The sequence below is a fragment of the Chryseobacterium defluvii genome (assembly GCF_003634775.1).
GTDB classification, from domain to species: Bacteria; Bacteroidota; Bacteroidia; order Flavobacteriales; family Weeksellaceae; genus Chryseobacterium; species Chryseobacterium defluvii.
This window is the reverse complement of sequence record NZ_RBXB01000003.1, coordinates 358,729-373,632: the sequence shown is the minus strand read 5'-3', so window position 1 is coordinate 373,632 and position 14,904 is coordinate 358,729. Positions and strand designations below refer to the sequence as shown.

The window sequence follows — 14,904 nt, the reverse complement described above, 5'->3', positions numbered from 1 at the left end:
CGGAAAATTAAAAATTAGGATTTAAAGTGGAGTCTAAGATGGGCAACAAGAGGCAATTTTCGTATGAAAATACTTAACTTGCTTTCTTGTTTGTCTATTGTAATTCACAGGGCGATCTGATGAGTAAAAATAAAGGAAGAAAATAATGCAAAATATACTAGGAATAGACATTGGCGGTTCACATATCACGATGGCTCAGGTGCATCCCGGGAAACGTGAAATTATGAGTTCAACCTACATCAGGGAGCATGTCGATTCTTTTGAACCCCGGGAAGTTATCCTTCTCGCATGGGTGTCCGCCATAGAGAAAGCCACACATGATCTGGTGAAAGATAATCTTTTGATTGGGATTGCGATGCCTGGTCCCTTCGACTATGAGAAGGGGATTTCTCTCATGCAGCAAGGTAAATTCATGGATATTTACCAGGTTAATATTAAAGAAGAATTAGCCAAAAGACTTTCCATTTCCAGTGCTCAGATTCATTTCGTAAATGATGCGGCGGCATTCTTGGAAGGAGAAGTATTCGGCGGTTGTGTGAAAGATTACAAAAAGATTTTTGGAGTAACATTAGGAACAGGGCTTGGAACTACTTTTTACAATGGAATTGCTGCCACAGATGAAGATTTGTGGGATTCCCCGTTAAAAGGCTCCATAAGTGAAGATTACCTGGCAACACGTTGGTTTATCAGGCGCTATGCTGAATTAACCGGAAAACAGATTTCAGGAACCAAGGACTTATTGGAAAAACCCAAAGAAATACAATCTGCAATGTTTGATGAATATGCAGATTCTTTTGCAGAATTTATCATAACATATGTAAAATCTTATGCTCCCGAAGTTTTAGTCATAGGAGGAAATATTGCGAAAGCCTATCCTTATTTTAAGGAAAGATTCAATCAAAACTTGATCAAAAATAATATCAGCCTGCCCGTTAAAATTTCTGCCATCTTTGAAGATGCGGCTATTCTGGGCGCGGCAAGCTATGCCTTGAAGAAAATCTGAAAGAACTAATAAAAAGTTATCATGAAGTCTCTATTTTCAACCTTTTTTATTGTATTACATATCTTGGCGTTTGGCCAGGAATTATCACCCGTCGATTATGTCAATCCTTTGATGGGAACTCAGTCCAAACCATCTTTATCCAATGGAAATACATACCCTGCAATAGGGCTTCCCTGGGGAATGAATCTCTGGACACCGCAAACAGGGAAGATGGGTGACGGATGGGCGTATACCTACGATGCAGATAAAATAAGAGGTTTTAAGCAAACTCACCAACCCTCTCCTTGGATGAATGATTACGGTGCTTTTGCCATCATGCCGGGAGTAGGTAAGCCAAAGTTCAAAGAAGATGACCGTGCAAGCTGGTTCAGTCATAAAGCTGAAGTGGCGACACCTTATTATTACAGCGTTTATCTGGCAGATATCAATGTGACTACAGAATTTACTCCCACGGAAAGAGCTGCTTTTTTCAAATTTGACTTTCCTAAGACAGACAGCGCTTTTGTTGTTATTGATGCTTTGAATAAAGGATCCTACATTAAGATTCTTCCTAAAGAAAGAAAAATTCTGGGATACACTACCAAATATTCCAGAGGGAAATATGAGAACTTTAAAAACTATTTCGTTATTCAGTTCAATAAAGACTTTGATCTCACGACAGCCTGGAAAGATGACCAATTTGTCAACGGGCAACTGGAAATCACCAGCGATCATGCAGGAGCAGTCGTTGGATTTAAGCTGAAAAACAAAGAAGCCGTTTATGCAAAAGTAGCGTCCTCATTCATCAGCTTTGAACAGGCAGAACTCAATCTGAGCAGAGAAATAGGACAGCGTAATTTTGAGCAGGTAAAAACCGATGCTAAAAATATCTGGAACAAAACCTTAGGGAAAATTGAAGTAAAAGGAGGAACCGATCAGCAGATGAGAACTTTTTACTCCTCTCTATACAGAACTTTATTTTTTCCACAGAAGCTGTACGAGATTGATACCCAGAACAAAATAAAACACTGGAGTCCTTACAACAGCAAAATATTAGACGGCAGAATGTTTGCCGGAACGGGTTTCTGGGATACCTTCCGCGCTTTATATCCTTTCCTGAATTTAGTCTACCCAAGCATGAATGCTGAAATGCAGGAAGGATTGGCTAATGCATTCAAAGAAGGAGGCTTTTTGCCGGAATGGAGCAGTCCCGGATATTCTGACATTATGATCGGGAACAATTCTGCTTCCGTTGTGGCAGATGCTTATATAAAAGGACTTCGGGGGTATGATATTGAAACACTTTGGCAGGCTGTGAAACACGGTGCAGACCATGAAGGTCCTGTCAGTGCGGTTGGCCGTGAAGGAGTAGAATATTATAATACATTAGGATATGTTCCGTATGATGTGAAAATCAATGAAAATGCAGCCAGAACCTTAGAGTATGCGTATGATGATTTTGCTATTTATCAATTAGGAAAAGCGTTGGGAAAACCGGAATCCGAAATTGAAATCTATAAAAAAAGAGCCTACAATTATAAAAATCTGTTTGATCCGGAATCAGGTTTAATGCGAGGCAAAAATAAAGACGGAAAGTTTCAGTCGCCATTCAATCCCTTCAAATGGGGTGATGCCTTCACCGAAGGAAATAGTTGGCACTATACATGGTCCGTTTTCCAGGATATTGATGGACTTTCAAAATTAATGGGTGGAAAAAAGAAATTCGAAGCCAAACTGGATGAGGTTTTCTCACTTCCGCCAATTTTTGATGACAGCTACTATGGAAGTGTCATTCATGAAATCCGTGAAATGCAGATTATGAATATGGGACAATATGCTCATGGCAACCAGCCTATTCAACACATGATTTACCTGTACAATTATGCAGGAGCACCCTACAAAACACAATATTGGGTACGTCAGGTAATGGATAAACTATATTATGCAACACCAGATGGATATTGTGGGGATGAAGATAATGGCCAGACTTCCGCGTGGTATGTATTTTCAGCATTAGGATTTTATCCGGTGACACCGGCAACAGATCAATATGTTCTGGGAGCTCCGTTATTTAAACAAGCGATAGTTCATTTGGAAAACGGAAAAAAAATCGAAATAAAAGCGCCGCAAAACAGTAATAAAAATCTTTACGTGAAATCATTGAATGTGAATCTTCAGCCTTATTCCAAAAACTGGTTAAGCCATAAAGAGCTGATGAAAGGAGCCGTATTGGATTTCAATATGACTGATCAGCCGAATAAAGAAAGAGGTTCACAGGAAAAAGATTTCCCGTATTCCATGTCAAAAGAGAAATAAACAAACAGAAATACTATTTAAAAAGAGAAAAGGATATGAGTGCAGACAAACAACAAATATTTGAGAAAGTAGAAAACATGTTGGCTTCACAAGGGTTCAACCTTGTCGCAAAAGATGATACAAGACCTTGGGGAGGTTTTTTTGTGATTGATGAAAACCAGGCACAGGATTTTGCCAATCAATATTTTGACGGAATTGATGTTGAAAATCTGAGAATAGGCGGAAAGCTGAGCCCAAAAATTCTTCTTGTTGCCCCAAACGCGAGATTAAGCTGGCAATATCATCACAGAAGAGCCGAAATATGGCAGGTGGTTGAAGGAACCGTTGGAATCAAAAGAAGTAATACTGATGAAGAAGGAGAATTGCAGGAATATCACCCAAAAGATCAGGTAAAGCTTCAGCAGGGAGAAAGACACCGTTTGATCGGTTTAAACGGATGGGGAGTAGTTGCTGAAATCTGGCAGCATACCGATGCATCCAATCCTTCAGATGAAGACGATATTGTAAGAGTACAGGACGATTTCGGAAGATAAATAAAAAACGGCTTCAATATTGAAGCCGTTTTTTATTTAGTTCGGAAGATTGAGGCAGCCAATACTCCCGGCTTCTTGCCTTTAAAACGTCACGTCCAGACCTACATAGAAGTTAGCTTTCATAATCGGGGCATAGACCATTCCGCCATCAAAATAATTTCCGAAAGGATTTTTATAGTCTATAATAGGATTTTCCTGATGATAAGAAGTCAGGTTCTCCCCTCCTAAATAAGCCCTCAGCTTTTTATTGAAGTTTCTTGAAATCTGAGCATTCAATACGGCATAAGATTCAGAATAAGCAGGAAGCTGGAATTCTGCCGGATTATCAGCCATATCCGGAAGCCTTTGTTTTCCTACCCAGTTTAAGGTCGTATCAAAGCTCCAGAATCCGCCTTTACTGTTTTTATCGGTTGCATAAGCCAGATTCATAAATCCTCTGTGCTTCGCCATAAAAGGAATTTCTCTTCTTCCATCCATATAGTCCGCCTGAACATCATAATATTTATAAGCTAGCCTTACGTCAAAATTTTTGAAAGGCGTAAAATCCCATTGCGTTTGAAAGCTGTTGGCAAAAGACTTCCCTTCAAGATTGTAAAACGTTAATTGTTGAGGCAATCTGTCCAGATCTACCAAAACCTGATCCTGGAAATCTGTTCTGAAAAAGTCAGCTACAATACTAGATTTTCTTCCGAAAAGCTTAAACTCCTGTTGTAAACTTACCCCATAGTTCCATGCGATTTCAGGTTTTAATCCATAAATATTCCCTCCGTTTTGCAAAATCTGGATACTACGGTTAGAAGCAAAATACTGTTGGTTTTCTGCAAAAACAGAGGCCGTTCTGAATCCTCTTCCCGCAGAAAGCCTTACAATAGTCTGCGGAGTGAAATCATATTTGAAATTCAGTCTCGGTGTAAACTGAGTACCTGCAAGATTATGAAAATCCGTTCTTGCTCCCGCTACTAAAGTATATTTTAATCCTGTTAAAGTATATTCTGCAAAAATACCCGGAACAATTTCGTTTCTTTTAAACTGGTCCGTTAAATAGGTTTCATCATATCCGTCGTACATAAAACTTGCTCCGGCTTTATATTTATGATTGGTATTTCCGAGAATGCTTTCAAAGATTAAATTGGAATAGTAAGTATGTTGTTTTCCTGAATAATTTCTCAATCCGAAGAAACTGTCCTGTTGATGATACACATACTGGTTCATCCATCCTAAACTCTGATAGGGCTTTCCTTTGAAAACATATCCTGTTTTATTCCACACCTGGAATCTTGAAATGTTGATTCCCACTCCATAAGCTGACTGCTCATCCTGATCCAATTGCTTGTTGAAAGCAGTCTGTCCCGCTGTTCTTTCATCTTTGATGAAATTAATTCCAAAATGCGAACCTAGTCCTGATTTCTCTAAATCGTTATAATTTAATAGATAAGCTGCATTTAATTGTGTCCCCTTCGGTCTGTCCAGAAACCCGTCATCATTCATATCCGTATTTCCGAAAGTTCCGTTACCATGTAATAAAAAAGTTTGTGACCACTTCTCATTAATAGGAGCAACACTTGTAAAGTTAGCTTCCGCCCGTCCATTGAAATCCGAAAAAAGATTTAATGAAGTTTCCGGTTTTTCCGGGTTTTTTAAAAGTTCTGTATTGATCTGTCCGGTAATACTTTCATACCCATTCGTAACGGTGCTTCCTCCCTTTGTCAGCTGAATGCTTTCAATCCACCTTCCCGGAATGAAATTCAAACCATAAGCAGAAGCAAGGCCTCTGATCTCAGGTAAAAGTTCTTTCGTCAGGCTTGTATATTTTTGATCCAGGCCTAACATTTTTAATTGTTTCGTACCGGTAACTGCATTGCTGAAAGAAACATCTACTGTTGCATTGGTCTCAAAACTTTCAGATAAATTACAACAAGCAGCCTTCAAAAGCTCTTTCTTATCAATATTGAAAGTTAAACCGGCTTCTTTTTTATTTAACGAAGTTGGAGTTTTAAAACCGGATACCGTAACTCCTTCAATTTTACTTTCATTCTCATGCGAGCTATGGCTGTTCTCTGATACCTCGTTGTGATCCTCATGATTTCCTTGTTCAGATTTTGTACTTTCTTCAAAATGTACTTTAGGATTGGCTGCTCCCATTGGAATTTCCCTGTCATAAAGACAACATCCCGGAAGATCATTGTAAACACTGTCTGATGATTTGTATTTTTCGTTATCATGCCCTACGTCAGCAATCTTCTTCAAAATCTTATCTGCTGAGGTTTTTGAAGCGTCAAACTGTAAAATAACGGTTTGTTTTTCTGCACTCCATTCCGCTGCATCTGCTCCTGCATCTTTAGCCGCCTTTTCAATTCTAGCTTTGCAGGAACCGCAATTTCCTTTTACATAAAATTCATTCTCTTTTTTATGCTGATGATGCTGTGCTTCTTTTTGGCCGGAAGGTTGAAGATCCCTTTCATAATGGCAGCATCCCGGAAGGCCTTCATACGTTTCATCCGCTGCTTTGAATTTTTCATTGTCGTGACCGGCTTCGGCTACCTTTTTAAGAATCCCGTCAGTTGAAATACTGCTCTCGGTTTCTAAGGTCAATGTTTGGGTATCAATAGAATAGCGTGCTTCTTTAGCACCTGCTTTTTTAGCAGTTGTTTCTATCCTTTCCTTACACATATCACAGTTTCCTTTTACCTGAAACTGACTTTTTGATAGATTCTGAGCGAAAATAAATGGTGTTGATAATAAGAATAAACCAAGAATTAACTTGGAAATATATAATTTCATTTTGTTTAAAAATTTAGATTAATTAAAAAACGTTCACTATTGAAAATGAACACGGATGTGTTTAATTAAGCTATTTTTGGCGGTTGCCAGATTTCTTTTAAACGATCTGAAATATAAGGGTCAGCATACTGAAATTGTAAGCTTTTATTGGCTTTATAATAAGATAACTCCAGATTCAGGCTTTTGGAAAAGGGAGTTTCTATAAAAGTATAACAGGCAATACAGGAGGAACAGCAATCATCATGACATGATTTTGTTTTTTCCTGATGTTGCTTGGAAGAGGACTGGTGATTTTTGCAACAGCCATCATCCATTTTAGAATCAGCTTTGCAGCAGGTTTCTTTCGCAGATAGATTATAGAAGTTATCCTTAGGAACCAGAAAAATTCCCAAACAGAAAATAATTGTCAGAATCTGCAATAACTTCATAAGGCAAAATTACAAAAATTATGGCAAAGGATCTCCTACTTTCACGGCACAATTATGCCATGGCTCTCCATGTGCTGGATTCACCTTCGGTTTTTCTCCGGTTGGCGCCGGTTGCTGCACGGGAGCCGGAGTATTTTGAGCAATAGTTTGAGCCGGCTGTGGAGCAGGAGCCGGTTTACTGTTCAGCGGCTGTCCTACGGGAATATCGCATCTGTGCCCTGGTTCGCCATGTGGAGGATTCATTCCGGGAGCTGTTTTCACAGGTTTTCCTGTTGTATTGTCAACCGTAAACTTTCCGGGCTTTAACGCATTAGGATCTATTTGAATCGTTTGATTATTTCCTACCGTAACGTTTTGAGTTGCGCCGGCCTGGGCAGGTTTGCCGCTTAAAGGCTGTCCTACGGGAATGTCACATCGGTGTCCCGGCTGCCCGTGGGGAGGGTTCATTCCCGGAGCTGTAGCTTGTGCTGCTACGGGGGCTGCATTTTGAGCCGGCTGAATTCCTGCCTGATTCAAGAGAGAGGCTTGGGGAGTATTATTATTTACCGCTATATTAGATGCCTGAGCTCCTGCTTCTTCTTTCAAATAAGTTGCTCTTTCATCTTTTTTACAAGAAACGGTAAGTATGGAAATGGCCACAAGGCCTAAAAATGTATTTTTCATATCCAGTCGTATGAAACAAAATTAGCAAAACATTTTTAATTGTTTTGCTAATTTGATATTTATAATCTTTTTTCCGGATTAATTCTTAACTAAAAGCCTGAAACCTTCCCCATGAACATTGATGATTTCCAGCCCTTCATCATCTTTCAGTAATTTACGGAGCTTGGCAATATACACATCCATACTTCTTGCCGTAAAATAGTTCTCTTTTTTCCAGATTTTTCTTAATGCTAAATCTCTCGGCATGAAATCATTTCTATGAATGCAAAGTAGCTTCAACAATTCATTTTCTTTAGGCGAAAGCTTATATTCTTTATCACCTACTCTTAATTGTCTTAGCATAGAATCAAAAAAGATATTGCTGATCTTAAACTGTTCCTGTTCTTCATTTTCCAGCGTAGAGCTTCTTTGCAGGATTGCCTTGATCTTATAGAGAAGCAGCTCAGTATCAAAAGGTTTTGTAATATAATCATCTGCTCCCAGCTGATATCCTTTTAAGATATCTTCCCTCATATTTCTTGCCGTCAGGAAAATAATCGGCGTGTTTTTATCAATCTTTTTTACATCTTCCGCCAATGAAAATCCATCTTTTTTAGGCATCATTACATCGAAAATGCAAATGTCGAATTCATTTTCCGTGAATTCTTTCAATCCCTGCTCTCCATCTGTGGCAAGGGTAACATCAAAATTATTTATCGTTAAATAATCTTTCAATACAGCTCCAAAACTCTGGTCGTCTTCTACTAATAATATTCTGTTGCTCATAATTTCAATAATTAAAAAATTAATAATTAAGAATGAACGTTTTCACTCTGTTCTCCTTATACTTTTATTTGGTTTTTACTATTTAATGCATCGGCAGTTTAATGATAAATGTGCTCCCTTTTCCTTTATGGGAGTCTACAATAATCTGACCTTTATGCAGCTCTACTATTTTCTTTACATAAGACAATCCTAAGCCTTGCCCTTTTACATTATGGATATTTCCGGTTTCCTCCCTAAAGAATTTCTCAAAGATTTTGGTCTTGTTCTGGGTATCCATTCCCATTCCTTTATCGGAAATCTCAATCACATACCAGCTTCCTTCATTTCTTGTTTTAACATGAATCTCAGGAGCTTCAGGAGAATATTTGTTGGCATTATCCAATAAGTTGACCAGCATATTCGAAATGTGAAACTCATCTATTTTGAAGGTATACTTGTCTGCCGTAAACTCCTGGGTAAGCGATCCGTTTCTCTGTTCAACGATCAGATTGAAGGATTCTGTAGTCTTTTTAATCAATTCCCTTACGTTGGTTTCCTTTAAAAACAGCTTCACCTCATTTCTTTCAAGCTTGGACATGTTCAAAACATTTTCTACCTGTTTTTTCATCCTTAAGTTCTCCTGCTTGATGAGATTGGAATAATACCGTACCTTTTCAGGGTTCGTCGCAATTTTATCATTAGCTAAAGAATCCGTTGCCACAGAAATGGTTGCCAGCGGAGTTTTAAACTCATGTGACATATTATTGATGAAGTCCGTCTTTATTTCTGCCAGTTTTTTCTGCTTCATCATATAGTTGATAGAAATAATGTAGATCCCTAAAATAGTGAGAAGGGAAAGGAAAGTTCCCAACAGCATCGGCCAGTTGTTCATCGCCAAAGAATATTCCTTTTTTGGGAAAACCAAAGCCAGGCTATATAATGTACGGTCTTTTTTGTCTGTAAAAAGAGGATAAGTATAGCTGTCACTGTCCTTTTTTTCTTTATAAACCTTGTTGGCGACACTCGTCACTTTGTTATTTTTGTCGGTAACACCGAAACCAAATTTTGCGTTAATTCCTCTGATTTTCAGTTCCTTGGTGAGGATTGAGTCCAGAATCCTGCTATCGACTCTTTTCGTAATCGGAAGATTGTTTCCATAAATTTTGGCAAATTCTTTTATCGTATAATCACCGTTTTCTATGTCCTGATTGATCTCTGCTGTAAGCTGTTCCGGTTGGGTTGTATCCCTTTTGATTTTATAAGAGGCATCATCGGTATATAACGTTGTCAGCTTTATAGAATCTCCTTTTTGAGAAATAGGAAGCTGTGTTTTTTCGATGATATTTTTAGAGTAAATAATCTGTCTCTGGGTACCGGAATCTTGTACCTGCTGAATGGTAGTTAAAGAAGGTTGATCATTATTGGCAGTAATATTATTTCTGAAATTTTTGAAATCGTCATTCATATATTTTTCAACTTCAATTTCAGAGATATTTTTCGTCGTATTTTCAAGGGCAGAATATACTTTGTTGGAAAAATCCTGCTCCAGCGCACCATAATAACCTTTCAGCCAATAAAACTGGAGCGTGACAAAAACAATCAGGGAGATTGTCATAAACACCGAGATTATTGGGATGAATTTATTATTCATTACTTATTTTTAGTTTATTTTAGAATTGTGAATGTTAAAATTAAATATTTTAAGACTTGATAAACAAAAAACGAGCCAAAAAATTGTATAATTTTTCTTAAAAAGAAGTTTTTTAACATTTATTTATAAGTATTTAAATACTTGTCATATGAAAAGAGCTCCTTACAAATAAAGAAGTAAGTTTGATAAAAATATTTATTTATGGAATCTAATATTGTTTTCAACAAAGATTTTGACTCAAACAGTGTGTATGTCATGAAAGTGTATGACGCCGAAGTGTCAAAAGTGTGGGATTATTTTACCAAATCCGAATTATTGGATCAATGGTGGGCTCCAAAGCCTTGGAAATGTGAAACCGTAAATCAGGATTTCAAAGAAGAAGGAGAGTGGTTCTACGCCATGGTAGGCCCGGAAGGTGAAAAGCATTATGCTAAAGTAAAATATGGGAAAATTATGGAACACAGAAGTTTCGATGGTATTGATGTTTTCTGTGATGAAAATGGAAATGTCAATGAAAGTTTTCCTGAAGCAAAATGGCTACTGGGTTTCACAGGGGTAGACGAAGGAACCAAAGTGACGGTGAATATTCATTTTGAGTCTTCAGAGGCGATGAAGCAATTGATTGAAATGGGTTTTGAAGAAGGCTTTAAAATGGGATTGAACCAATTGGAAGAAATTCTGAAAGGATAATATAATGACTTGAAAACTCACATATCAAAATTTGCTTATCAATGTTATAGGAACGGGCTTTAGCCCGTTCATTTTTTATTTAAACAAAATTCAAAGTTTAGTTCAAACAAAAAATAATGTGGTAACAGAAAAAAATATTTTCAAATTACCACATTACCAAATTTCCAAATTGATTAAATCAACTCTTCGTCCTGAAAATACTGAATGATGGCTTTTTTCATCAGTAAAGACTGTTCGTTAGGTTTTAATTCAGGTAATTCTTCCAGCTTTTCGAACTGTGGCCATCCATCTTCATAATGAGTGAACTTATAATACCCAAAAGGCTCCAACAATCTGCACACTGCAATATGAATCAGATTTACCTTGTCGTCTTTCGTATATTTTTGTTGTCCGCTTCCCAATTCCTGTAATCCTATAAGAAATAATAAGGTTTCAACAGGAGGATTCTTTTCAGTTTGGAAATTGTCTTCAAAAAACTGTTCTATTTTTTTCCAGTATTCTGCTTCGTTAATCATTCTTCTTTATTTTCTAATTTTAATAAAAACGCATATTCTAATGCATCTTCTTTTAAAGACTCAAATCTTCCACTGGCTCCTCCGTGCCCTGCACTCATATCGGTTTTAAAGATAAGCAGATTATCATCTGTTTTCATTTCCCTTAGTTTTGCCGTCCATTTTGCCGGCTCCCAGTATTGAACCTGAGAATCATGCAATCCCGTTGTGATCAACATGTGAGGATAATCTTTCACTTCCACATTATCATAAGGAGAATAGGACTTTATATAATCATAATATTCCTTGTTGTTAGGATTTCCCCATTCATCATATTCCCCGGTAGTTAGTGGGATGGTTTCATCAAGCATGGTCGTAACTACATCCACAAAAGGCACCTGTGCAACAATTCCATGGAATAGGGCAGGTTCATAGTTTACAATGGCTCCCATCAATAATCCTCCTGCACTTCCACCCATTGCATACAGATGTTCGGATGAGGTATAATTTTCTTTGATTAAATGCTTACCTGCATCAATGAAATCAAAGAACGTATTCTTCTTAAATAACATTTTTCCGTCTTCATACCATTCTCTTCCTAAATATTCTCCACCGCGGATGTGGGCAATTGCGTAAATGAAGCCACGGTCTAAAATAGAGAGCCTTACATTAGAGAAACTTGCATCAACTGTATGTCCGTAGCTTCCATATCCATATAAAAGTAATGGAGTATCAGCAGTTTTTTTTGTATCTTTATGATAAACCAGAGAAATAGGGATTTTGGTTTTTCCGTCCCTGGAATCTGCCCAGATTCTTTCCGAAATATAATTCTCCGGAAAAAATTTTCCGCCTAAAACCTCCTGTTGCTTCAGAAGCTGCGTGGTCTTATCCTTCATATTATACTCATAGGTAGAACTCGGCTGAGTCAATGAAGTATATCCGTAACGTAAAATTTCAGTATCGAATTCTAAGTTGATCCCGATATAAGCCGTATAAGTAGGGTCTGAAAAAGGTAAATAATAGGATTCCTGGTTTTTTTCATCAATAATCTTGATCTGCAGCAATCCTTTTTCTCTTTCTTCCAGGACCAGGTAATCTTTAAAGATCTCAAAACCTTCCAGTAAAACTTCTTTGCGATGAGGAATCACATCGGTCCAGTTTTCCATTCCGCAATTGTTGATTTTGGTTTTTACAATCTTAAAATTGATGGCATTATCAGCGTTGGTAATGATATAGAATTCATCTTCATAATGCTCTACGGAATATTCCAGATCATCTATTCTTGGCTGAATAATTGTCCAATCTGCAAAAACGTTATCAGAAGGGATAAAACGATGTTCATCCGAAATGGTGCTGGAACTTGCAATAAAAATATACTGTAATGATTTTGTTTTGAATACATTAACGTCAAAGGTGTCATCTTCTTCGTGGAAAATCAAAATATCTTCAGAAGAATCGGTTCCGATTTTGTGTCTGTACACCTGGAATGCACGAAGGTTCTTATCTTTCCGGATATAGAAAACGTGTTCGTTGTCATTGGCCCAAACCGCTTTTCCTGTTGTATTAGGAATAGTGTCTACAAGGATTTCTCCGGTTTCTAAATTTTTAAAATTGATCGTATAAATTCGTCGGCTTACATTATCGGTTGAAAAAGAAACCAATTTATTATTCGGAGAAACAGCTACACTTCCCACTTCAAAATAGCTTTCTCCTTCCGCTAGAATGTTGACATCAATAATGATCTCCTCTTTATGGTCTAAGCTTTGATGTTTTCTGCAAAAAATAGGATATTCTTTTCCTTCCTCATAACGGACAATATACCAATACCCATTAAAAAAGTAAGGGAGAGATTCGTCATCTTTTTTATAACGGGCTTTCATTTCCTCAAAAAGGTCTTCCTGAAGCTTTTCCGTATCTTTCATGATAAATTCAGCATAGGAATTTTCCTCTTCAAGATATTTGATAACCTCCGGATTCTCTCTCTCGTTGAGCCAAAAATAATTGTCAATTCTTTTATCTCCGTGTATTTCTAGTATTTTTTCTATTTTTTGTGCTTGTGGAGCTTTCATTCAATGTTAATTCTTGTTCAAATTTAATTAAAAAAAAACCATCTTTCCTTTATTGAAAAGACGGTTGCTTTATTTTCAGTATGAAAAACTACTTATGAAGCGCTTTTACATATTTTTCAAGTGCCATTGTCATGGACGGTGTTTCCTTTGTAGGAGCCATTAAATCTACTCTTAACCCAGCTTCTTCTGCTGCTGCTAAAGTTGTGTTTCCGAAAACTCCGATTTTGGTTTCATCCTGTTTGAAGTCTGGGAAATTCTGTTGCAAAGATTTGATTCCTTGCGGGCTGAAAAAGATCAGCATATCATAATCCTTAACATTAATATCGGTAAGATCGCTGCAAACTGTTCTGTACATGATCGCTCTGGTCCATTCAATGTTGGCGGCATCTAGCGTTTTAGGAATATCCGGACTCAATACATCTGATGAAGGAAGTAAATATTTTTCAGCCGGGAACTTCTTGAAAAGCGGTAGCAGGTCTGAGAAGTTTTTCTCCCCAAAGCTGATTTTTCTTTTTCTGTAGACAATATGCTTTTGAAGATAGTTGGCAATAGCTTCCGACTGACAGATATATCTCATCGTATCCGGAACTGTAAAACGCAGTTCTTCGGCAAGCCTGAAATAATGATCCACCGCATTTTTACTGGTAAAGATAATTCCTGTATACTGCGTCAGATCAATCTTCTGAGTTCTAAGCTCTTTATTATCAACCCCTTCAACATGGATGAAAGGTCGGAAATCAATTTTTATTTTTTCCTTCTTCGCTATATCCAAATATGGGGAAGACTCACTTGGTGCTGGTTGTGAAACCAATATAGACTTTATTCTCATCATTGACTATATTAAAAAAATAATAATTTCCAAAGCAACAATAAAGGCGCGATTTGGAGGGTGCAAATATACAAAAATTTATAATACCATTTTTCCGGTAAGATGTTGTTTCTGTGAAATAAATAGAAAAATACCTTGAAAATGAATACGAAAGAGAAGAAGAATAAATAATACAAAAATATTTTACTTCTGTCTACCGGGAAATAATAATGGGTAACACATAAAATTATCAACAAAAATGACAGGATGAAATAAAATTTTGTGGCAGTAAAATAAAAAATTGTCCATTTTTTTCCGTCTCCGATACTTTGGTAGAATAAAAAACCTAAAGTGGATTTTGTGAGATAAAAAAATGTAATGGCAATTAAACTATACCCGAATTTATTCAGTTGGTACCCTGCAATTTGTAAATCAGCAATGTATTTAGGCACAACAGGTATATATTGGGAAATAAGAACAGCCAGAGTAACTGCCGTGACGCAGGAGGTAATCACCCAGCTCGGAAGGTTATTACTTGCATCAAAATATTTCTGAAGCATAAAATCTCTCAGGTTGGCTTCTCTTTCTATGACATTCATCATGAAAATATATAAAAATATACAGCCCAGTAATATAAAGATTACCCAATCGTTGTTCTCAGGTATTCTTACATGATTTATAAAATTTTGTGATAGCGGCAACGGAATGTTTTTTGCAAAATTATAGATTATTTTGTATAAAATAAAAA

Annotated in this window: 13 protein-coding genes; 4 read left to right on the top strand and 9 right to left on the bottom strand. The window is 37.1% G+C overall.

Annotated features, from left to right (window positions below; all coding sequences use genetic code 11):
• Positions 1-145 precede the first annotated feature (145 nt).
• Genes BCF58_RS13630 through BCF58_RS13620 form a run of 3 tightly spaced genes read left to right on the top strand, consistent with a single transcriptional unit; the run spans position 146 to position 3,831 of the window.
• On the top strand, positions 146-1,003 hold the full coding sequence (locus tag BCF58_RS13630; protein WP_121462363.1) for an ROK family protein: 858 nt from the start codon (positions 146-148) through the stop codon (positions 1,001-1,003).
• 21 nt (positions 1,004-1,024) lie between these two features.
• Entirely contained in the window at positions 1,025-3,298 is a 2,274-nt protein-coding gene (locus BCF58_RS13625) for a GH92 family glycosyl hydrolase (RefSeq protein ID WP_121462362.1), read from the top strand.
• Between the two features lie 35 nt (positions 3,299-3,333).
• Entirely contained in the window at positions 3,334-3,831 is a 498-nt protein-coding gene (locus BCF58_RS13620) for a cupin domain-containing protein (protein ID WP_121462361.1), read from the top strand.
• 81 nt (positions 3,832-3,912) lie between these two features.
• Here BCF58_RS13620 and BCF58_RS13615 read toward each other — a convergent pair whose 3' ends face one another.
• The 5 genes from BCF58_RS13615 to BCF58_RS13595 all read right to left on the bottom strand — a co-directional run bounded on the left by BCF58_RS13615 (position 3,913) and on the right by BCF58_RS13595 (position 10,098).
• Complete coding sequence (locus BCF58_RS13615) at positions 3,913-6,612, bottom strand: TonB-dependent receptor domain-containing protein (RefSeq protein ID WP_121462360.1); 2,700 nt, start codon at positions 6,610-6,612, stop codon at positions 3,913-3,915.
• Between the two features lie 65 nt (positions 6,613-6,677).
• Positions 6,678-7,040: a hypothetical protein gene (locus tag BCF58_RS13610; RefSeq protein ID WP_121462359.1), complete on the bottom strand. Its 363-nt coding sequence runs from the start codon at positions 7,038-7,040 to the stop codon at positions 6,678-6,680.
• A gap of 18 nt (positions 7,041-7,058) precedes the next feature.
• Entirely contained in the window at positions 7,059-7,703 is a 645-nt protein-coding gene (locus tag BCF58_RS13605; protein WP_121462358.1) for a hypothetical protein, read from the bottom strand.
• Positions 7,704-7,781: 78 nt separating this feature from the next.
• A complete protein-coding gene (locus BCF58_RS13600; RefSeq protein WP_121462357.1) occupies positions 7,782-8,468 on the bottom strand; it encodes a response regulator transcription factor in 687 nt (228 codons plus the stop codon).
• Positions 8,469-8,550: 82 nt separating this feature from the next.
• Complete coding sequence (locus tag BCF58_RS13595) at positions 8,551-10,098, bottom strand: sensor histidine kinase (RefSeq protein ID WP_121462356.1); 1,548 nt, start codon at positions 10,096-10,098, stop codon at positions 8,551-8,553.
• Between the two features lie 201 nt (positions 10,099-10,299).
• On the opposite strand from BCF58_RS13595, the gene BCF58_RS13590 reads away from it, so the two are divergent.
• Entirely contained in the window at positions 10,300-10,788 is a 489-nt protein-coding gene (locus tag BCF58_RS13590; protein WP_121462355.1) for an SRPBCC family protein, read from the top strand.
• Positions 10,789-10,961: 173 nt separating this feature from the next.
• Here BCF58_RS13590 and BCF58_RS13585 read toward each other — a convergent pair whose 3' ends face one another.
• From BCF58_RS13585 to BCF58_RS13570, 4 genes are all read right to left on the bottom strand, one after another.
• Complete coding sequence (locus tag BCF58_RS13585) at positions 10,962-11,303, bottom strand: hypothetical protein (RefSeq protein WP_121462354.1); 342 nt, start codon at positions 11,301-11,303, stop codon at positions 10,962-10,964.
• A complete protein-coding gene (locus BCF58_RS13580) occupies positions 11,300-13,348 on the bottom strand; it encodes a S9 family peptidase (protein WP_121462353.1) in 2,049 nt (682 codons plus the stop codon). The genes BCF58_RS13585 and BCF58_RS13580 overlap by 4 nt, the downstream gene beginning before the upstream one ends.
• An 88-nt stretch (positions 13,349-13,436) precedes the next feature.
• Positions 13,437-14,177, bottom strand: a complete 741-nt coding sequence (locus tag BCF58_RS13575) for a uroporphyrinogen-III synthase (protein ID WP_121462903.1) — start codon at positions 14,175-14,177, stop codon at positions 13,437-13,439.
• Positions 14,178-14,188: 11 nt separating this feature from the next.
• Complete coding sequence (locus BCF58_RS13570) at positions 14,189-14,758, bottom strand: DUF4271 domain-containing protein (RefSeq protein WP_394337671.1); 570 nt, start codon at positions 14,756-14,758, stop codon at positions 14,189-14,191.
• Between the last annotated feature and the right edge of the window lie 146 nt (positions 14,759-14,904).